At 29.3% G+C, this 19,557-nt stretch carries 19 protein-coding genes and 3 pseudogenes; 8 read left to right on the forward strand and 14 right to left on the reverse strand.

From position 1 onward, the window contains the following. Position 1: 1 nt before the first annotated feature. Positions 2 to 1,990, reverse strand: coding sequence for a methyl-accepting chemotaxis protein (locus AJN56_RS00880; protein WP_010891944.1), 1,989 nt, complete (start codon positions 1,988 to 1,990; stop codon positions 2 to 4). 79 nt (positions 1,991 to 2,069) lie between these two features. On the opposite strand from AJN56_RS00880, the gene AJN56_RS00885 reads away from it, so the two are divergent. Further along, positions 2,070 to 2,501 carry a MerR family transcriptional regulator gene (locus AJN56_RS00885; RefSeq protein ID WP_002892949.1) on the forward strand — a complete coding sequence of 144 codons (432 nt, stop codon included), beginning with the start codon at positions 2,070 to 2,072 and terminating at the stop codon, positions 2,499 to 2,501. A gap of 35 nt (positions 2,502 to 2,536) precedes the next feature. Here AJN56_RS00885 and AJN56_RS00890 read toward each other — a convergent pair whose 3' ends face one another. Beyond that, entirely contained in the window at positions 2,537 to 2,830 is a 294-nt protein-coding gene (locus AJN56_RS00890) for an ArsR/SmtB family transcription factor (RefSeq protein WP_002892948.1), read from the reverse strand. A 9-nt stretch (positions 2,831 to 2,839) separates the two neighbouring features. Then, positions 2,840 to 2,944: pseudogene (locus tag AJN56_RS08970) on the reverse strand (permease); the annotation flags it as partial. Here AJN56_RS08970 and AJN56_RS08680 point away from each other — a divergent pair. The 4 genes and pseudogenes from AJN56_RS08680 to AJN56_RS00905 form a co-directional block, all read left to right on the forward strand. After that, positions 2,934 to 3,029 (forward strand): annotated as a pseudogene (locus AJN56_RS08680) (NAD(P)-dependent oxidoreductase); the annotation flags it as partial. The pseudogenes AJN56_RS08970 and AJN56_RS08680 overlap by 11 nt on opposite strands. 175 nt (positions 3,030 to 3,204) lie before the next feature. Further along, positions 3,205 to 4,380 carry an MFS transporter gene (locus AJN56_RS00895; RefSeq protein WP_002892947.1) on the forward strand — a complete coding sequence of 392 codons (1,176 nt, stop codon included), beginning with the start codon at positions 3,205 to 3,207 and terminating at the stop codon, positions 4,378 to 4,380. A gap of 57 nt (positions 4,381 to 4,437) precedes the next feature. Next, positions 4,438 to 4,857, forward strand: a complete 420-nt coding sequence (locus tag AJN56_RS00900; protein WP_002892946.1) for a cupin domain-containing protein — start codon at positions 4,438 to 4,440, stop codon at positions 4,855 to 4,857. A 108-nt stretch (positions 4,858 to 4,965) separates the two neighbouring features. Next, a complete protein-coding gene (locus AJN56_RS00905; RefSeq protein WP_052785951.1) occupies positions 4,966 to 5,721 on the forward strand; it encodes a carboxymuconolactone decarboxylase family protein in 756 nt (251 codons plus the stop codon). 77 nt (positions 5,722 to 5,798) lie between these two features. Here AJN56_RS00905 and AJN56_RS00910 read toward each other — a convergent pair whose 3' ends face one another. From AJN56_RS00910 to hsdR, 6 genes are all read right to left on the reverse strand, one after another. After that, the gene (locus tag AJN56_RS00910; protein ID WP_052785950.1) at positions 5,799 to 7,283 is read right to left on the reverse strand and encodes a class I SAM-dependent DNA methyltransferase; all 1,485 of its coding nucleotides are present in this window, start codon (positions 7,281 to 7,283) and stop codon (positions 5,799 to 5,801) included. Next, a complete protein-coding gene (locus AJN56_RS00915) occupies positions 7,284 to 8,354 on the reverse strand; it encodes a Fic family protein (RefSeq protein WP_002860668.1) in 1,071 nt (356 codons plus the stop codon). Positions 8,355 to 8,474: 120 nt separating this feature from the next. Beyond that, positions 8,475 to 9,686 (reverse strand): restriction endonuclease subunit S, encoded by a 1,212-nt coding sequence (locus AJN56_RS00920; protein WP_052843131.1) that lies wholly within the window; start codon positions 9,684 to 9,686, stop codon positions 8,475 to 8,477. Positions 9,687 to 9,700: 14 nt separating this feature from the next. Continuing rightward, positions 9,701 to 10,471, reverse strand: coding sequence for a hypothetical protein (locus tag AJN56_RS00925; RefSeq protein WP_052843126.1), 771 nt, complete (start codon positions 10,469 to 10,471; stop codon positions 9,701 to 9,703). A 4-nt stretch (positions 10,472 to 10,475) separates the two neighbouring features. After that, on the reverse strand, positions 10,476 to 11,078 hold the full coding sequence (locus AJN56_RS00930) for a DUF6037 family protein (protein ID WP_002892938.1): 603 nt from the start codon (positions 11,076 to 11,078) through the stop codon (positions 10,476 to 10,478). A gap of 10 nt (positions 11,079 to 11,088) precedes the next feature. Then, entirely contained in the window at positions 11,089 to 13,398 is a 2,310-nt protein-coding gene (gene hsdR, locus AJN56_RS00935) for an EcoAI/FtnUII family type I restriction enzme subunit R (protein WP_070246238.1), read from the reverse strand. Between the two features lie 129 nt (positions 13,399 to 13,527). Between hsdR and AJN56_RS00940 the strand changes: the two genes are divergently transcribed. Next, positions 13,528 to 14,604, forward strand: a complete 1,077-nt coding sequence (locus tag AJN56_RS00940; protein WP_052785948.1) for an NAD(P)-dependent alcohol dehydrogenase — start codon at positions 13,528 to 13,530, stop codon at positions 14,602 to 14,604. A 1-nt stretch (position 14,605) separates the two neighbouring features. Here AJN56_RS00940 and AJN56_RS00945 read toward each other — a convergent pair whose 3' ends face one another. Together AJN56_RS00945 and rrpA are read right to left on the reverse strand one after the other, a co-directional pair. After that, positions 14,606 to 15,055 (reverse strand): lipocalin family protein, encoded by a 450-nt coding sequence (locus AJN56_RS00945; protein ID WP_002875311.1) that lies wholly within the window; start codon positions 15,053 to 15,055, stop codon positions 14,606 to 14,608. Continuing rightward, positions 15,043 to 15,389: pseudogene (rrpA, locus tag AJN56_RS00950) on the reverse strand (MarR family transcription factor RrpA). Before rrpA ends, AJN56_RS00945 begins: the two are co-directional and overlap by 13 nt. Positions 15,390 to 15,488: 99 nt before the next feature. Between rrpA and AJN56_RS00955 the strand changes: the two are divergent. Then, positions 15,489 to 16,067 (forward strand): NAD(P)H-dependent oxidoreductase, encoded by a 579-nt coding sequence (locus AJN56_RS00955; RefSeq protein ID WP_052785947.1) that lies wholly within the window; start codon positions 15,489 to 15,491, stop codon positions 16,065 to 16,067. A gap of 32 nt (positions 16,068 to 16,099) precedes the next feature. Continuing rightward, positions 16,100 to 16,996: a DMT family transporter gene (locus AJN56_RS00960; RefSeq protein ID WP_052785946.1), complete on the forward strand. Its 897-nt coding sequence runs from the start codon at positions 16,100 to 16,102 to the stop codon at positions 16,994 to 16,996. Here the strand turns inward: AJN56_RS00960 and AJN56_RS00965 are convergent. Genes AJN56_RS00965 through AJN56_RS00975 form a run of 3 tightly spaced genes read right to left on the reverse strand, consistent with a single transcriptional unit; the run spans position 16,993 to position 19,456 of the window. Further along, positions 16,993 to 17,958, reverse strand: a complete 966-nt coding sequence (locus AJN56_RS00965) for a biotin-dependent carboxyltransferase family protein (protein WP_052785945.1) — start codon at positions 17,956 to 17,958, stop codon at positions 16,993 to 16,995. The genes AJN56_RS00960 and AJN56_RS00965 overlap by 4 nt on opposite strands. Then, positions 17,939 to 18,679, reverse strand: coding sequence for a 5-oxoprolinase subunit PxpB (pxpB, locus tag AJN56_RS00970; protein WP_052785944.1), 741 nt, complete (start codon positions 18,677 to 18,679; stop codon positions 17,939 to 17,941). The genes AJN56_RS00965 and pxpB overlap by 20 nt, the downstream gene beginning before the upstream one ends. A 9-nt stretch (positions 18,680 to 18,688) precedes the next feature. Beyond that, entirely contained in the window at positions 18,689 to 19,456 is a 768-nt protein-coding gene (locus AJN56_RS00975) for a LamB/YcsF family protein (RefSeq protein ID WP_070246242.1), read from the reverse strand. Positions 19,457 to 19,557 lie beyond the last annotated feature (101 nt).

Consider the following 19,557-nt stretch of genomic DNA (forward strand, 5'->3'; position numbering starts at 1 on the left):
ATTAAAACCTTTTCTTCTTAACATCTTCTAAGATATTATTAGCTATATCACTTACTGTACTAGAAATAATAGCTGATTCATTAGCAATTTCAACATTATCTTTAGTAGTTTGATCAATTTGAGCTACGCTATCATTGATTTGAGTGATACCTGCAGTTTGTTCTTTAATACTTTCTGCCATATCATTGATAGATTGAACAAGTAAATTAGTATTAGCTTCAATTTCTGATAAAGACTTTTGAGTTCTTTCAGCTAACTTTCTAACTTCATCAGCTACCACTGCAAAGCCTCTACCATGTTCTCCAGCACGAGCTGCTTCAATAGCTGCATTTAAAGCTAAAAGATTGATTTGATCTGCAATATCACCTATAATACCTGTAACATTTTTAATCTCTTCAGATTGAGTGATAACATCACTAGTTTTAACTGAAACATTTTGCATAGAAGAAGTGATCTCTTCTAAAGCTGCTGCAGTTTCTTCTAAAGATTGAGCTTGAGAATTTGAAGAAGTGGTTAAGCTTTGAACAGCAGTTTGTAATTTTCCACTTTCATTAGCTAAAGCATTAGCAAAGTCTGAACTTTGTTTTAGCATTTTAACTATTTCATCACCTAAAGCATTAGTAGTTAATTCTACACTACCGCTAGCATTTTCTAATTTATTTCTAAAGTCTAAGCTTTTGTATTCTTCAAAAATTTTATGAATAGCATTCATATCAGAACCTACTCTAGCTTGTAAAACATCAAGAAGTTTATTTAGAACATTTTTAAGTTCAATCAGTTGTGGGTTTCTTGGATTAGCAGTAATTCTTGCTGTTAAATTACCACCTTCTACAACTGATACGGTTTGAACTGATTCTTTAACGGCTTGATTGTCTTGTTCTAAGCCTCTTTTAGTAGCAAGAATGTTTTCATTGATAGCATTTGAGATTTGTCCAAATTCATCATTGCTTTTTACTTCTATAGTGGAAACATTTTTTGTTTTATAGTTGATAAAATCAAAGAATGAAGTTAAACCTGTTTGGATAGCTGCAAGTGGGGAGAGGTATTTTGATACGATGAAATAAAGGAGGATGACGCTAAATACTACTACAATAATGACAACAATGGCTTGAATAAATGCAGCTTTATAAATAGGTTTATTTATAATATCAGCGCTTTCGGTAATACAAGCTGTATAAGCAAAGACTTTAGTACAAGCTCCAAGTCTTTCTTCATTATTTAACTTATAAGAGAAGAAGTTGTTATCACCATTGAGTTTATATGCATTTAGAACAGGAGAATGATCAATGGATGGATTTAATAATTCTTTATTGGTTGCTGCAAATATTTTATTTTTTTGATCAAATAAAAAAGTATTTCCAGGGGTTTTTGCAACTAAATTTTGCAAATCTTCTGATGGTATATCGACACCCAGTACCCCTATGATTTTACCATCTTTATAAATAGCTTTAGAATACGTTATTACATATTGTTTTAAAACTGTATCTAAATATGCTGGTGTAACAAAAATATCATTTGTTTTTAAAGCTTCTTGATACCAATCTTTTGTCTTTATATCTAAATCATCACGTAATTCAGGCATTTTTGCATCATTAGATTTTTGACTAAGTAAAACTTTTCCATTGTTTAAACCTAAATAAACATTTAGTGCATTTATACTATGACGATAATATTTCAATATTGGACCAACATTGTTAATAATATTTTCTTCAGTGATTAAAGATTGATAAGGTAAGTTCGCGATATCTTTTTCTAAAGCTCTAGTAAAAGATTGATTTGTGGAACGGAAATCTTCAACGGTAGATTGTGTGACTTTAAGTAGGTCAGTTTGATTTTTAAGAGTGCTTTCATATAGTGAGGTTTTTGTAAAATAAAAACTTACAATACCTAGAACAATTAAGGCAAAAATTGCAATTAAATTTGCAATGAGGGAAAGTTTGATTTTAATACTATTCATTATTTTCCTTTTAATCTTTGTTATTTTTAGCATAAAACTAATAATTTGGCTATTATTTTATCACAAAAAAATAAAATAAATTTTTATTTTTATCTTAAATAAAGGAGAAAATATGGCTTATACTATAAAAAAAGTAGAAAAAGAAACAAAAGTTAGTGCTCATACTTTAAGATTTTGGGCTAAAAAAGGTTTGTTTCCTTTTGTTCAAAAAGATGAAAATAGTGTGAAATATTTTTCAAAAAGCGATATAGAATGGGTAAAATGGATAGAATGGCTTAGAATTTCAGGTATGCCAATAGAACAAATCAAACATTATATAAAACTTTGCTCTTTGGGTATAAAAACTGCCAAAGAGAGACAAGAGATGTTAAAGCAAACAAAGAAAAAATTACAAAACCAGATTAAAACATTAAAAGAAAGTGAAAAAGTTTTAAGCAAAAAGATAAAAATTTATGAAGAAATGCTTGCAAATGAAGTCGATGGGTTTAATCCAGAAAGCAAGGACTATCAACCTTGTGATAAATTGCATAAGTTTAAGGGTTGATTTTATATTAAGGGCAAATTTGGGTAATAATATTTTCATTTTTTAATAGCATTTTTAAGTTCTAAATTTTTGATATTTTCAAAAAGATTTAAATGCAGTTTTAAAAGCTCATTATTAATCCCATAATACGCCCAAGTTCCTTGACGCCTTACATACAAAAAACCTGCATCTTTTAAAATTTTTAAATGTCTTGAAAGTCTTGATTGACCCATGTTTAAAAGTTCTTGTAAATCACAAACACAAAGTTCTTTGTATCTTAAAAGATGATACAAAATCAAAATCCTACTTTCATCATTGATTGCTGAAATAATGGTTAAAAATTTTTGCATTTTATTTCCTTAAATTAAATTAATAAAAATTCCAAAAGATATAGCCACGCCTAAAATAATCATAACCAATAAAAATAAAAATTTTATTTTAAACATTTGTTTGAGTAAAATAAGCTATAGTGATTATGCTAGTGCTATGATAGACATAGTGCTTAATTCTTGCGATAAAAATACACGCATTGGAGTAATAAGCCTATAAATAAAAGATATCTTATGCTTTTAAGGCATCTTTTATTTCTTTTAAATGCTTATTTTGAAGTTTTAGATTTTTCTAAAGATTTTATTTAATATAGATAAATATTTTTATTTTAGGTTATTGACTTAGACCTACTCTCATCTTTTATACTTTTAAAAATATTAATTGAAAGGATAAAATGAAAAATTTAAATAAAGCTTCAAATGCTCAAATTATTCTAGTATTTTGTTTAGGGGTATTTGGGATTTTGAGCACAGAACTAGGGATGATGGGTATAATTCCTATTGTTTCTCAAAATTTCAGTGTAAGTATTTCAGATGCGGGTTGGTGTGTGAGTATTTTTGCACTCGTGATAACTTTTTGCGCCCCTATTGTCCCGCTACTTTGTGCAAATTTCAATCCTAAAAAACTTATGCTTATTTGTTTAGCTGTGTTTATCTTAAGCTCGTTAACTTCCGCTTTTGTGGGTGAATTTTGGCAATTGCTTATTTTAAGAGCTATTCCTGCTTTTTTTCATCCTATTTATATAGCTCTTGCTCTAAGTATGGTTACAAATTTGGTCGAAGATAAGAAAGAAATTCCAAAAGCTACAGCTAAGATTTTTGCAGCAGTTAGTGCTGGAATGGTTTTGGGTGTACCTATGACTAGTTATTTTGGTGGAAATTTTAGTTTTAAAATGGCAATGTTATTTTTTGTATTTTTAAATACCTTATCTTTTATAGCAACTTTATTTTTTGTTCCTGATTTTAAAAAAGTAAATTCTGTAAAAATAAGCAAACAATTGCTTATTTTAAGATACCCGCTTTTATGGATTAGCATACTTTGTGTTATTTGTATAAATGCTGGAATTTGGGGTTTTTACTCTTATTTTTCTGATTTCTTACATAGTGTAGGAAAGATGAATTTTACTTTAATTAGTATTGTATTGGCTATTTATGGTTTTTCAAATATTATAGGCAATTATATAGCCGGAAAGACCCTTGTTAAAAACGCAAATTTTACTTTGATTTTAACACCTTTAATTATGATAGGATTTTATATTTTACTTTTTAGTTTTTATAGTGAAATTATACTTATAATATTTGCCTTTATATTAGGAATTTTAGCAGGTGTGATGAATAACGGCACACATTTTATGATAAGTTATCCCTTTCCAAAGGCTGCTAATTTTAGCAATGGACTTTTTATAAGCGTGGCCAATATAGGATTAAGCACCGGAACTGCTATTTGTGGACTTGTGATTTCTTTGAGCGATACGCGTTATATTATCGTAAATACTATTGTTTTGTTGATTTTAGGAATTATCATGATTTTTATAAGAAGTAGGATAGAAAAAATGAAATTAAGATTTTAAATTTTTACTTGACTTAGAGTAGCTCTCATGTTTTATAATACTAAAAAAGGAGGTAAAATGCAAGAATTAGAAAAAGCAGGAATTTATGGAAGTTTTAAAGGTGATAGTAAATTTTTTAGCAAAAATGTAAAAGTTTCTATGATGTTTAAATCAAATGAGTGGAGAAATTTTAGCGGGGCTTTGGTTGAATTTGAAGCCAGTGCTAGAAGTGCATGGCATACTCATCCTCAAGGACAAACCTTAATCGTAACAGAGGGTGAAATCATCACAAAAGTTCCAGGCCAAAAAGCCTTTATAGCTAAAAAAGGCGATGTGATAAGCTGTCCTATAGGAGTAAAGCATTTTCATGGTGCAACTAATACAAGTAGTGGAGCACACATAGCACTTACAGGCGAGAAAGAGGGTAAAAATGTAGAATGGCTTGAGCTTGTAAGCGATGAAGAATATGAACATGCCTTAAAAGAAGCAAAAGAGTAAAGAAATTTGTAAATAAAACACAAAAATTTTTATAAAAACTTTTATGTTTTTGGAGTATCTTTAAATGCTCTTTTTTCACAAATTTTAAAAACTACAAAGGATAAAACCATGCAATTAAGACAAAAAGCAAGAGAAATTTTTGAAAAACTCTTAGGAGGAGCAAAAAAGGATCAACTTTTTGCAAGTGATAAAGAGTATTTTATCAATCATATAAATTTTACTTTTGGCGAGAGTTTTGTAAAAGCAAATTTGGATACACAAAAATATTTTTTAATCGCCCTTGCTTCTACTTTAGCAGTAGGTGGAAAAATAGAGTTTAAAGCTTTACTTCAAGGTGCAATCAAGAACGATATAAGTCCCATTGTCATCAAAGAAGTGATTTATCAAGCTACGCCTTATGTGGGTTTTGCTAGAGTATGTGATTTTTTAAGCCTTTGTAATAAAGTGTTTAAAAAACTAAATATCGCCTTAGTTTTAACCCCACAAAGCACCACTACACAAGAAAATCGCAAAATAAAAGGCAGGGAAATACAAAATACTATTTTTGGTGAAGCTAATATCACTAAAATGATAGAATCTACCCCAGAAGATAAAGCTTTTATAAATGATTTTTTGAGTGCGAATTGTTTTGGAGATTATTATACACGCACAGGACTTGATCTAAAAACTAGGGAGCTTTTAACCCTTGTATATCTTATCTCACTTAGTGGGCTAGACAATCAAGTAAAAGCTCATATGCAAGGCAATCTTAACATGGGACAAAGTAGAAAAGATTTGCTAAATATCATTGCAGCTCTTATTCCATATATCGGTTATCCAAAAGCTTTAAATGCCCTAAATTTGCTTGATGATATTAAAAAGTAGAATGCAAGCAATAAATATTTATTGTAAATTGAGCTTAGAAGTTATTTGTAAATTAGTTTTTATCAAAAAACTTGCAATCATTTTAGTATGCTTTTAAGCTCATTTAGATATTCTTGTTGTGTTTTTAGATTTTCTTCTAAAGAATTTAAAATCTCTTCGCTAGTTCTTAGGATTTTTTCTTCTTTTACATTTGGATTTTTAGCACTTAGATCATAGTTTCTTTCTTCAAGCTCTTTTTTGCTAACAAGCCAAGAATTAGCAGTGATTTTTCTTTCTTTGTAGCATTTTAGAAATTCTTTAAAATGTGCGTATTCTAAAGGCTTATTTTTAGTAAGTTTATAAGGCGGTATAAGTTCGTAGTAATAAACTCCATCGCCTTCACAAATACATTTTTTACCTTTAGAGAAAAAAAGCACATTAGTCTTAACAGCACTATAAGGCAAAAATACCCCACTTGGCAAACTCAAAACGCATTCTAAATTAAAATCATCTAGTAAATCTTTTTTTACACTCACAAAGGCATTTGAATTTTGAAAAAGCACACCTTCAGGCACAATGATCGCACATCTTCCGTTGTTTTTTAAAGATTTTAAAATGTGCTGTAAAAATAAAAGTTCAGTAGCATTTGATTTTATAGGAAAATTTTCTTGAATTTGTTCTTTTTCTTTGCCACCAAAAGGTGGATTTGCAAGTATTACTTCGTATTTATCTTTTTCTGTTATATCTGTTATTTTTTTACTTAAAGTATTTGTTTTTATGATATTTGGACTTGAAATTTCATGTAATATCATATTCATAACGCCCATTGCATAGCTAAGCGGAGTTTTTTCTTTACCAAAAAGAGCATCATTTTTTAAAAATTCAAGCTCTTCTACGCTTAAATTTGCTTTTTTGCTTTTGGTTCTGTCTTTATATAAAATATGTAAAAAACTCTCAACTAAAAATCCACAACTACCACAAGAAGGATCATAAATTCTTTCTTTTGGTTTAGGATCTATTACTTCCACCATAGTCTTTATCAAAGGACGAGGGGTGTAAAATTCTCCACTATTTCCACCATCGCTACCCATATCTTTTAGAAGTTTTTCATAAACTTCACCTAAGGCAAATACTTCATCTTCTTTATTAAAACTAATCTCATCAATGATATTTATCACTTCTCTTAAAGTATGTCCATTTGCTATGCGATTGTCTATAAATTCAAAAATTCCACCGATTTTATACTCTATACTTTTAAAATCATCATTATTTTTAAAATTTTTAAGATAAGGAAAAAGCTCTTTATTTACAAATTCAAGCAAATCCGATCCACTTAAAGCATTTTTTACATCAAGTTTGCCATCTTTTTTAGGCGCTGCCCAAACACTCCAGCTAAATTTTTCTTCTAAAATGCTTTTATAATCTTTGCCATCTAAAAACGCTAAATCTTTTAAATTTGTCTCATAATCATCTAAAAATTTTAAAAAAAGTATCCAGCCAATCTGCTCTGTATAGTGCATAGCACCACTTATGCCATCATCTCTTCTTAGAATATCTGTGATTTTATCGATTTTATTTTGCATTTAAAAAATTCCTTTTCTAAAAAGTCTTAAAAGTTCTATATTTATATAATAATTACTTCTACCCATTTTAATACACTCTAATATTCCTAAATTTTCACAAATTTTAAGATATTTTGAAGCACTTTGTCTTGAAATGTCTAATTTTTTTATTAAAAAATCTATCTTTGTATAAGGATGAGAAAACAAAAGCTCCACAAAATCTTTACTATAAAAATTCGTTTTATTTTGTAAAATTTCACCTACATTAGACATCATTTTTTCTATCTTAATGATAGTTTCAATAGTTTTTGCAGCGGTTTGCTCTATGCCTTTAAGTATGTATTCTATCCACTTTAAAATATCCCCTTCATCACGCACTTTTTGCAAAAGCTTATAATACTCATCTTTATTTTTTACTATATAAGCACTAAGATATAAAATAGGAAAATCCAAAAGTCCTTTATATACTAAATAAAGTATATTTATAATCCTACCCGTTCTGCCATTGCCATCATAAAAAGGATGAATGCTTTCAAATTGATAATGTATAATTGCCATCTTTACTAAAAAATCAAATTCATCTAAACTATCATCGTTAATGTATAGTTCTAAATTTCCCATAAGTTCTTGTATATCGTTAGGATTTTGGGGTGGTATGTGTTTTATTTCTCCTGTAATAGGATTTTTAAGCATAGTTCCACTTTGTTTTCTAAAACCTGCATTATTTCTTTCTAATCTTTTTTGAATTTCTAAAATATGTGCATTTCTTAATAACTGCTCTTTTTTTAATAACTCATATCCTTTTTTCAAAGCACTTTCATAATCTTTCACTTCTTTTGCTGCTCTTGTGAGTTTGTTTTCATCAACATCAGATAAAAAAAGTTCATCATGTGTTGTGATGATATTTTCTATCTCACTCGAATCTTTTGCTTCTTGCAAAATCAAAGCATTGATTAAAATACTTGGATTTGGTATGCTTTTACTAAGTCCATTTAACTCTGCTAATTTTCTAGAAGCTTTAATGATAAGACTATAAATATTTGCATTTAATTCTATATTTAAAGGCAATTTTTGAGGTATAAATTCTTTCATAATTTTCCAATATGTTAATTTTTTCTAAAAATTTTAACATTATAAAAAAAATATGTTAAAAAAAACAAAAATTTTTAACATATCAAGCCAATGTGTTAAAATTTGGCAAATTTTTTAACATTATAATTCTCCCTTAAAAGCTTTATCAAGCAAGGATTGCTTAAGCTCTTCATAATCTTTTAGTTCTTTAGTGTAAAGCTCTTTTAAAGCCTTTGTCTTTTCAAAGACAGAATCTAAATGCGAAGCGATTTGCTCTTGCTCTTTGAGTGGGGGTAGTGCAACAGGGCATTTTTCTAAAATATTTAAATTTAATTTTGCAGTATGTGTTCCACCACCAACTTTGTTATTATTAATCCACCCTTCAATAAAATAAGAATTTAAAAAATAAACTAAATAATCACTTATAATTTTAACTTTTGGTTTTAAAAGTCCTAAGCTAACGAAAATACTAAATTCAAATTCTAAAGAAATTTTTATAGCTTTTCCTAAAGTTCCAATACGACAAATTAAAATATCTCCAAATTCAGGTTTAGCTCTTTTTATGAGCTTGTTATGCTCTTCTAGTGAAATGTATTTGACATCGCTTAAATCAAAAAAACCTTTAGAAATATTTTTAACGGATAAAAAAGGAATTCCTGTTTCTATATAGTTGGGTGTTTTATGTGTCCCATCTGTAATAAAACATATTTCTCCTAAACCTTTCCATTTCCAAGATTGTGGGAGTTGATAATTTTCTTTAGTATTATCGTTAAGTGGATTAAAGGCTTTTTGTAAAGCACTTTGCATAAGCTCATCAATATTTGCTAAATTTTCTTTTGCTTTTTTGATATTTTCATCAATCTTACTAAAAGCAAAATCCAAAATCCCCACTATCCTTTCTTGCTCTTTTAGTGGTGGTAATGGGATTTTAGTTTCTTTAATTACTCTCACATTGATGGCTTTAAAAGTTGAACCTGTAGAATTATCATTAAAATATTTTTTTAAAGTTAATAAGTAAAAAAACAAAAAATTGTTATTTATTTTAACGCCATTTAAAGAACATAATCCACGCCCTATTGCTATATCTTTAGTAGTAATATTAACTTCTCCAACAGGGGCTCTAACGCACAAGACAACTGAATTTTTCTTTGCAATTTTTTTAACATCTGAAGTAACAAAATTAGATTCATCTATATATTTATCCGAAAAAGCTATTTTTCCTTGATGAAATTCAATTAAATCTTTATTTTTATCTTTATCAAAAATACAATTTCCATTTGGAGATTGCCCCATAACCACTTCGCAAACTTCCTCAAGCCTTTTAACTTCCCAACCCTGCGGTAAATTTGTCATTGTATTTTATAACCTTAAATATTTTTATTTTTGATATCTTTAATAGAAATAATTTTGTAAATTTTTGGCACATTATTTTCATAAACAACTTGTAAATCAACATTGTATAAGTGTAAATGTGGATTGTGCTCTTCTAGAATTTGTTTTTTTAAATAATCGCTAGAAAATTCAACATTTAATTCTTTACTATAAATATTTTTACATAATAATTTATTCCCGCGTTTATTATCGGTTCTTGTTTGTGTAAATTCAACAAGTGTATTTTGAAAATATTTATATGTTTGTAATTCTTCTTTAGTTTTTCTTTCTTTATTTTCAATATAACTATAAATGTTTTTTTGAACTTCTACTGCTTCTTTGCTTACAACACTAAAGCATTCAGATGGATCACTATAACCATTTTGAATAATAACAGTAGAATTACCACCTATACTTATAATTGGTTGTATTATTTTATTAGTATTCTTTGCATCATCAATATTAATTTTATCAACATTATTATCAAATTTATTCTCTTTAAAAAACTTGTAACAATCTTTTAAATTTTTAATAAATTCAATCGCTGAATTAAAATTTTCTATATAAGGTAAAGATAACCCTAAACCTAAAACAACAATATCAAATTCATAACTACCTTTTCTAACTTCACTAATCTTTATAGAAGCCTCATTGCTAATAATACTTTTCCTATACATATTTTGTATAGCTATTAAACTTTCAGCTAACTCTGTGATATCGATAGGTTGTTCAGTATCTATTTTGTAAGTTAAAATATTGTTATTCATAATACTATCCATTTATTACTTCAATATCTTCTATATTGGTATGTTTGGAATAATCTTTATTATTTGTATAAACAACACTTATATTTTTATCTTTTATAATTTCAAAAACATCAGGATATAAATATTTTGTTTTTTTTCTATTTTTTTCTGTTGCATGTTTATTATTTTCTTTTTTACTCCAATCTATCAAACACTTAATATACACCAAATTAGCTTCATCAAGATTATTAACTTGTGAAATTATGTATCTTAAATTATTACTCAAATTATATTGCATAACTTGGTGTGGAATTGCACTATTTAATTCTTTAAAAAACTTCTTTGTACTAAAAGGAATCGTGCCACCACCCTTTATATCTAATATATCTAATAATATCTGATATTTTTCCTTTGAAAGAAATATATCTAACTTAAAACCATTTAAAATATCTAACAATAAAGTTTTATTAGAATGCTTTTTAATTATAAGCAATTTAAATGGCTTTGGGTTTATATCAAACATTATTTCTAATTCAATTCTATTGTGTGTATAATTAAATATGCAATAAGTCATCTGCTTATTTTTTATATCTTTGTATAAATTTTTTAAATTCGTCATTTGTATCATTTTCTCTCCTTTAATTTAAATAAATCTCTCTTTGTAAATCATCAAAACTTTGTTTTAGAATTTCTAAGCCGCCAAATTCATCGGCCAATTCTCTTACATTGCCTAAAGAACTAAGCTCTATAAGCGGTTTTAAGCCATCATCAAAGTCTTTTATGCCATATTCTTGATATCTATTTAGTAAAAATTCTATGAATTTTATGGCTTTTTCTTTTTGAAAGCGTCTCAAAAACTCACCATTTTCTACTTGCAAAACACGCTCTTGCCTTGTTTTTATCTCGGCATTAAAGCTTAAATGCGCTAAAACATCGTATATATCACAATCTTTTTGAAAAATTTCTCTTAGATCTTTTAAAGCATCTTCATCTACTCCATCATTTGCAAGGGATTTTAAAAATCTTTCTCTATTTTTTTGATCACTCCAAATTTCACGCAATTTTGCTTCATCATCATAATACTCACCAAGCTTTCCTATCAAAAATTCCAAAAACTCCTTAGTGCTAAGTGGCTTACCTTGTGCTCCTATATAAGTAGTTGTGATATCTAAAACCTTAAGTTTTGTGCCTTTTAAGTGTATGGTTACGCTCTTTTTTTCTTTACTTTCTTCTTTTGTTTGTTTTATATGCTCTTTAGTGATTTTTTCTTTTTCATCTTGCTCTTTTAATTCTTCTATTTTTTCACCATCCCATTTTGGATCATAAAAAAGTTTAGTCGCACCGACAAAATCAAGTATAGTAAAAAAGTCTTTACCTTCATAAACCCTAGTGCCACGCCCGATAATTTGCTTAAATTCAACCATAGAACCTATATTTGCTAGCAATACTATATTTCGCACATTTTTTGCATCCACTCCAGTTGTGAGCATTTTAGAGCTAGTAAGTATGACAGGATAGCTTTTATCATTATCTTGAAACAATTTTAGATAATCAAGCCCTATTTTACCTTCATCACTCGTAACTCTTACACAATAATCATCTCTTTTAACGCTTTTATATTTATCTATAGCTCTTTTTACTTCATTTGCATGAGCTTGATTTGCACAAAAAATTATGGTTTTATCCATAGGATTTATAAACTCTAAAATTTTCTTAGCGATAAAGTCATTATAGTTTGGTAAAAAAATATTTTTTTCAAATTCACTTTGTTTATAAAAGCCTTTTTCAAGCTCACCTTGTATCAAATCATCAGGATTATAGGTATAACCATCACTCAAAGTTGTTTTTATGAGTTTGACTTTATAAGGGGTTAAAAATCCATCTTCAATACCACTTTTAAGACTATAATCATAAACACTCTCACTAAAATACTCATAAGTGTCTATATTTTCTTCTTTTTTTGGAGTAGCGGTTAAACCAAGCTGAGTCGCATAAGAAAAATACTCAAGTACAGCTCTCCAGCTTCCTTCTTCGTTTGCTCCACCTCTGTGGCACTCATCTATGATGATAAGATCAAAAAAATCTTTTGGGTATTGAAGATAAAATTTGCTCTCTTGTTCTTCTTGGGTGTTTTCTTGTTCTTTTGAATTTGCAGCTAAGCTTTGATAAATTCCAAAGAAAATATTTGCATTTGTTATGATTTTTCCATCATTTTTCTTTATTTCTTCAGCACTAATTGCCTTACAATCACTTTCTATAGGATTAAATTCTCCTAAGGCTTGATCTCTTAAGCTCACTCTATCACATAAAAATAGTATTTTAGGCTTTTGATCTTTGTTTTCTTTATTCCATCTTGCCTCTAACAAACGATAGCATAAATTAAAAGCTATGGTTGTTTTTCCTGTACCTGTAGCAAGAGTGAGTAAAATTCTATTTTTGTTATTTATAATGGCTTCTATGACTTTATCTATTGCTATTTTTTGATAATATCTTAATTCTTTTTGCGGTATATACATTGGCTTTTGTGTTAAAAGTCTATATTGCCATTCTTTTAAATTACCAAAAATTCTATCAAAAAGTTCTTTAGGACTTGGAAATTTATCTATGTATTCACCACTATGACTTCTCATATCGTATTCATAAATTTTTTCTCCATTGCTACTATATACAAAAGGCACATTTAAAATTTTTGCATATTCTATGCCTTGAGATAAACCATCTAAAGGATCTTTACTAAATTTTTTAGCTTCTATTATAGCAAGGTTGTTTCCTTCATATCTAAGCAAATAATCTGCAAATTTTCTTTGTGCTCTTTTACCACCTAAAAGCTTTCTACCATCTGTAAAATAATAATTTCTTTTTATATTTTCTTCACTCCAAGAACTATCATAAAGCTTTGCATCTATAAATTTTACTCTAGTATCATCTTCTGAATACAAATTTTGCATTTTTACCCCAAAGTGAAATTAAATTTTATAATTATAGCATTTATACTAATTTTTAAAAAATTATTTTCACTCTTGACTTATAGCTACTCTAATGTTTTATAATTATAAAAAATCAAAAAAGGAGCAAAAATGCAATACAAAATTTTAGAAAACAATCGCATCGCAAGTAAAGGCTATGCAATGCTTAGCAAGGATGCGAAATTTACACCCTTTGAATTTAGCCGCCATGCTATTGGCGATAATGATATTTTGATTAAAATCCTATATGCAGGTATTTGTCATAGCGATATTCACACTGCAAGAAGCGAGTGGGGAGAGGCTACTTATCCTTGTGTGCCTGGGCATGAGATAGCAGGAGAAGTGATTGCTGTGGGTAAAAATGTGAGTAAATTTAAAGTAGGAGATTACGCAGGGGTTGGTTGTATGGTAAATTCATGCGGAGAATGCGATGCTTGTAAACGCTCACAAGAGCAGTTTTGCGAAAATGGCAAAACCATCTTTACTTACAATAGTTGCGATGTATTTCACGGCAATGAAAACACTTATGGAGGTTACTCAAACAACATAGTTGCAAGTGAAAAATTTGCCATTTGTGTGCCAAAAAATGCACCGATGCATAAGGTTGCGCCTTTGCTTTGTGCAGGAATTACCACTTACTCGCCTTTAAAATTTTCTAAGATAAAAGAAGGCTCAAGCGTTGCTATAGCAGGATTTGGCGGACTTGGTATGATGGCTGTAAAATACGCTGTTAAAATGAGTGCAAAGGTTAGTGTTTTTGCTAGAAATGAAAACAAAAAAGCCGACGCTTTAGCAATGGGTGTAAGCTCATTTTACACAAGCTGCGATAAAAACGCTGTAAAAGAACGTTTTGATTTAATCATCTCAACCATTCCAACGCCTTATAATCCTGCTATTTATTTGGATTTGCTTAAATTTGGTGGCGAAATGGCTATAGTTGGCTTACCGCCTGTGGAAGATAAGGTAAATATAGGTATAAACGAGCTTGTGCATAAAGCAGGTAAAAAGGTTTATGGCTCGCTAATTGGCGGTATTGCTGAAACTCAAGAAATGCTTGATTTTTCTTTAAAACACAAAATTTATCCAGAAACCGAGCTTATCACACCGCAAGAAATTGATAAAGCTTATGAAAATCTAACCTCAGGAAAGGCTAAATTTCGCTATGTTATTGATATGACAAAAGAATAATTTAATACTTATCAAAAACTACATCGCTAATGTCAAATCCCCTTTGCTTAGCGATGTTTAAAAGCTCTTTTATACTTTTTTCATCTATTATATTTCTTGCTAAAATCCAAAGGTATTTTTTATCAGGACTACCCACAATGGCAACTTTATACTCGCTATCAACAAAAATGATTTCATAATTTACTTTGTTAAAAAGGTTCATAAAGATATTAAATCTCACTGCTAATTGTCTATTTGAAACGATTTTTGCCTTGCCTTTTATGCTTGAAATTTCATTTTCTTTACTGCAAAAATTCTCAATCTCTACATAAGGAACGCCATTTTTGTATTTAAGCTCGTATTTTGCCTTTGAATTTAGGCAAGATTTTTGAAAAAAGGCTGGTTTTCTAGCCATTTCAAGCCATTCTCCCATATAATTTTGCAAAGAAAGTTCGCCAATTAATTCAAGCATTTTTTCCTTTTTTGTCTTTCTCGCCCCATTTGCACATAGCTTGTAAAATGGGAATTAAACTTTGTCCGCGTTTGGATAAGCTATATTCTACCTTGGGTGGAATTTGAGCGTATTCTTTTCTGATAATTAAACCATCATTTTCTAGTTCTCTTAAGGTATTGGTTAAAGTTTTAAAAGATATGGAGCTTAAAAAGCGTTTGAGTTCGTTATAACGCACGATTTCATAGCGAAATAAGCAGTATAAAATACTCATTTTATATTTTCCATTAATTAATGCTAGAGTATAGTTAAATCCACATTCTTCGAAATTGCACGGAGAATTCTCTTTAGTCATTTAACATTCCTTTAGTATAGTATCTTACTTTATTTTCTGTATTGAAAATGATATTATGCTAAGTTATAATTGTATCATAAAATTTAAAAAAGGATAAAAATGAAAAATATACTCTTGCTTAATGGTGCTAAAGAATTTGGAAATTCAAAAGGACAACTTAATTTGACATTGCATAATCATGCTTTAGAAATTTTAAAAACACTAGGATACGAGGTAGATCAAACTCACATAGATCAAGGATATGATCCTAAAGAAGAGATGCAAAAATTTATAAAAGCTGATGCTGTGATCTATCAAATGCCAGCTTGGTGGATGGGGGAGCCTTGGATAGTTAAAAAATATATCGATGAAGTGTTTGGTTTGGGTGCTGGAGTGCTTTTTAAAAATGATGGAAGAACTCATGAAAATCCTAGTAAAAACTACGGAAAAGGTGGTTTAGATCATGGTAAAAAATACATGTTTTCTCTCACTTGGAATGCACCTCTTGAAGCCTTTAATGATAAAAATGAATTTTTTGAAGGAAAGGGTGTAGATATGGTGTATTGGCATTTGCATAAGGCTCATGAATTTATAGGTATGAAAGCTTTATCAACTTTTATGTGTAATGATGTGGTAAAAAATCCTCAAGTGGAAAAATATCTAAACGAGTATGAACTACACTTGAAAAAAATTTTTTAAAAAATTTGACTTAAAAATTTCAAGGTGTAACATTGACTCGAACAAAGTATTTGTATATCTTGCTTGTTATTGCTATGTTTTTATGGGGCTCATCTTGGCCAACATCTAAGATTTTAGCAAATTATACGGATACTTCTATTATTACCTTTTGGCGTTTTTTCTTTGTTGTATTGGGTTCATTTTTTGTTTTAAACTTCTTAAAAATTCCTCTTAAAATTGAAAAAACTGCCTTAAAATGGGTATTGATAGCAGGAGTTTTAAATGGGCTTTATGCCTTTGTATTTTTTATCGCTATAAAGCACGGCTTGGCAGGCAAAGGAGGAGTTTTAGTAACCACTATGATTCCTATTTTTTCTTATTTGATATTTATGATAGCGATATTTTTTCAAAAAAACAAAAAATCAACTCACAAGATCACAAAGAGTGAAATTCTAGGCTTATTTTTAGGTTTATTATCTGGATTTTGTTTGCTAAATTTAGGGAGTTTAGAAGATTTATTTGGTAAATTTAATATTTTATTTTTAACTTGTTCTTTTATTTGGGCTTTGATAGCAGTGTTTAATCATAAAGCCAAAGGAGCTCACCCTTTGGCGATTAACTTTTATATTAATCTCATTTCTGTTTTAATGTTTTCTTGGGTATTGTTTGATGTAAAAAGTTATGAAATTTTTCATTTTGAATTTAAATTTTGGATCAGTATGTTTGTCGTGGCTTTTTTATCAACTATTATAGGAACTAGTATTTATTATTATGGGATTCACATTTTAGGAAGCGTTAAGGCAAATTCTTTTGTTTTAATCACTCCTGCTAGTGCTTTAATTTGCAGTTATTTTATACTAGACGAGGTGCCAAATGCACTTACCTTGTTAGGTTGTGCCTTGGCTATAGGTGCTATATATTTTATCAATATTTATGGTAAAAAAGCTTAGATTAAATTTTCAAAATCAAGATTGATTTTTTGATTCATAGCTTTAAATTTCATTTCTCTTTGTTTATAAAGTTCTAAGGCTTCTTGCATGCTAATGCTTTGAAATTTAAAGCTAGAACCTAACTTAGCTTGTGCGAGTAAGCTTAGATCATTTTCTATAACCGTGGCTATTTTTGTATAGCCTCCTGTGCTTTGTCTTCCTGCCATTAAAATAATAGGAATACCACTTTTTGGCACTTGTATACTTCCAAAAACCGCAGGATCTGAGATGATATCTGCTGAGTTTTTATGCTCTATACTTTCACTAGATTCTGCATAAATTGCCATTCTATCGCTTTTTAAACCTACTTTATAAGTAGTATTTAAAAAGGTTTCTATGCCTTTTTGGGTAAAAGCATCTTCATTTGTTCCTAAAATAACGCGTATAATAGGCTCTTTAGGGCTTTTAAAAAGAGGGTTTTCACATTCTCTAGCTTCTAAATTAAAAGGTATAAAAGTATTATGAGTATTTAAAATATCATCTTTTTGCAAAGCTCTTCCTTCAAAAACTCCAGCTCCCATTTTAGCATCACTGGATTTAGAGTTTAAAAAACTTTTTACTTCAAAGCCACCCGCTACGCATAAATACCCACGAAAACCTATTTTTGCTAAATCAAGTTCTAAAATATCGCCTTTATTTGCTTGATATACTTTGCAAGTTTTGATTTTTTGATTATCAAGCTTTGCCTCAAATTCAGCTCCACTTAAAACAAAATAATTCTCATCTAAAAATTCGTATTTTCCACCCTTTAAACAAAGCTCAATTCCTGCTTCATCTTGTTTGTTTCCAAGCAAGATATTTGCCATTCTTAAAGCATCTTCATCCATAGCTCCACTTCTTGCTATGCCAAATTTAGCAAATTTTTTTCTACCAAAGTCTTGCAAACTCGAATTTATAGACGCTTCAATGATTTTTATACTCATAAATTTCCTTTTGATAGACTTTTTTAGCAACTTGCTCTTGGATATCGAAAAATTCATCTTTTGAAATGGTTTTAAATTTTAAAAACATACCCGCTTTTAAAAGAGTGGGATTTTTTTCATCTTCTTTATCAAAAAATTCCAAAGGTGTTCTAGCAATGATTTGCCAACCCCCTGGGCTTGATATAGGATAAACTCCTGTTTGCTTATCAGCTATGCCTACACTTCCAGCTTCTATTTTTGCTCTAGGGCTTGAAAGGCGTGGGGTAAAAAGTCTTTCATCTAAACCTCCAAGATAAGGAAAACCTGCCATAAAACCTAGCATAAAAACAAGATAATAAGGTTTAGTGTGAAGAGATATAAGCTCTTCTTTTGAAATTTGATTGTGTTTGCACACAAATTCTAAATCCAGCCCAAATTCTTCATCATAACAAAGTGGAACTTCTATACAAAGACTTGAGTTTTGCTCCGTAAGTTTGATATCCTTTTTAATTTTTTCCAAAAAATCAAGCAAAGAATTTAAAGAAAGCACGCAAGGATTAAAGTATATCAACAAACTTGCATAAGTACTTACCAACTCATCAATACCATAAATTTCACCTTCTTTTAGGGCTTTTTGTATCCTTTGTTCTGTGCTTAAAACATAGGCATTGATTTGAGGTGAAATTTCTTGCTCAAAACGCAAAAGCAAAGCTTTACTTCCACTAAAATGCACACTAAACATTGCTAAAACTTATATAAAATTTTCCAAAGCACAAATTTGAATTTGCTCTTTTTTTAAATTTTCTTTGATTTTTTTAACAAATTCTAAAGTTTTTGCATTATCCCCATGAACACAAATACTATCGGCTTTTAAATCAATTTCTTTGCCATTTATGCTTGTAACTTTGCTTTCTTTTATCATTTTTATCACGCGTTTGATAGCTAAATTTTCATCGTGTATTAACGCCCCTTCTAATTTTCTTGAAACTAAAGTGCCATCATCATTATAGGCACGATCTGCAAAAACTTCATTAGCATATCTTAAACCCTTTTTCTTAGCTGCTTCATTCATAGCAGAATTACTAAGCCCTAGAAAAATAATATTTTCATCGAAACTCGCCACTGCCTCACAAAGTGCTAAGGCTAAATTTTCATCAATGGCTGCCATATTATAAAGCGCCCCATGGGCTTTAAAATGCTGTATTTTCATACCTTTTGCCTTAGCAAAGCCAAATAAAGCTCCTAGTTGATACAAGGCATAGTTTTTAGCCTCTTCAAAGCTTATTTGCATATTGCGTCTTCCAAAACCCAAAAGATCAGGATAAGATGGATGTGCTCCTATGCAAACACCATTTTGCTTGGCTAAATTTAAGGTTTCATCCATCACACAAGGATCACCCGCATGAAAGCCACAAGCGACATTTACTGAACTTACAAATTTTAAAATTTCTTCATCCATTCCCATTTTATAGGCGCCAAAACTTTCCCCTAAATCACTATTTAAATCCACTTTGAACATTATTTGACCTTGTATATTTAATTATTGATTTTATTATATCTAAAGAAGAATTTTAAATAAGCTAAAAGTTTTGAAAAATAAATAAAAAAGTTACAATAAGT

The organism is Campylobacter sp. BCW_4319, assembly GCF_001764435.1.
In the GTDB taxonomy this organism is placed as follows: Bacteria; Campylobacterota; Campylobacteria; order Campylobacterales; family Campylobacteraceae; genus Campylobacter_D; species Campylobacter_D jejuni.

Coding starts and splice junctions, on each gene's coding strand:
- AJN56_RS00920 (WP_052843131.1), bottom strand. CDS start 9,686: ATGACAAATTTACCGCAGGGTTGGGAAGTTAAAAGGCTTGAGGAAGTT.
- AJN56_RS00895 (WP_002892947.1), top strand. CDS start 3,205: ATGAAAAATTTAAATAAAGCTTCAAATGCTCAAATTATTCTAGTATTT.
- AJN56_RS00900 (WP_002892946.1), top strand. CDS start 4,438: ATGCAAGAATTAGAAAAAGCAGGAATTTATGGAAGTTTTAAAGGTGAT.
- AJN56_RS00975 (WP_070246242.1), bottom strand. CDS start 19,456: ATGTTCAAAGTGGATTTAAATAGTGATTTAGGGGAAAGTTTTGGCGCC.
- AJN56_RS00945 (WP_002875311.1), bottom strand. CDS start 15,055: ATGCTTGAATTAATTGGCGAACTTTCTTTGCAAAATTATATGGGAGAA.
- AJN56_RS00965 (WP_052785945.1), bottom strand. CDS start 17,958: ATGAGTATAAAAATCATTGAAGCGTCTATAAATTCGAGTTTGCAAGAC.
- AJN56_RS00940 (WP_052785948.1), top strand. CDS start 13,528: ATGCAATACAAAATTTTAGAAAACAATCGCATCGCAAGTAAAGGCTAT.
- AJN56_RS00925 (WP_052843126.1), bottom strand. CDS start 10,471: ATGAATAACAATATTTTAACTTACAAAATAGATACTGAACAACCTATC.
- AJN56_RS00890 (WP_002892948.1), bottom strand. CDS start 2,830: ATGCAAAAATTTTTAACCATTATTTCAGCAATCAATGATGAAAGTAGG.
- AJN56_RS00880 (WP_010891944.1), bottom strand. CDS start 1,990: ATGCTAAAAATAACAAAGATTAAAAGGAAAATAATGAATAGTATTAAA.
- AJN56_RS00910 (WP_052785950.1), bottom strand. CDS start 7,283: ATGCAAAATAAAATCGATAAAATCACAGATATTCTAAGAAGAGATGAT.
- pxpB (WP_052785944.1), bottom strand. CDS start 18,679: ATGTTTAGTGTGCATTTTAGTGGAAGTAAAGCTTTGCTTTTGCGTTTT.
- AJN56_RS00885 (WP_002892949.1), top strand. CDS start 2,070: ATGGCTTATACTATAAAAAAAGTAGAAAAAGAAACAAAAGTTAGTGCT.
- AJN56_RS00955 (WP_052785947.1), top strand. CDS start 15,489: ATGAAAAATATACTCTTGCTTAATGGTGCTAAAGAATTTGGAAATTCA.
- AJN56_RS00930 (WP_002892938.1), bottom strand. CDS start 11,078: ATGATACAAATGACGAATTTAAAAAATTTATACAAAGATATAAAAAAT.
- AJN56_RS00905 (WP_052785951.1), top strand. CDS start 4,966: ATGCAATTAAGACAAAAAGCAAGAGAAATTTTTGAAAAACTCTTAGGA.
- hsdR (WP_070246238.1), bottom strand. CDS start 13,398: ATGCAAAATTTGTATTCAGAAGATGATACTAGAGTAAAATTTATAGAT.
- AJN56_RS00915 (WP_002860668.1), bottom strand. CDS start 8,354: ATGAAAGAATTTATACCTCAAAAATTGCCTTTAAATATAGAATTAAAT.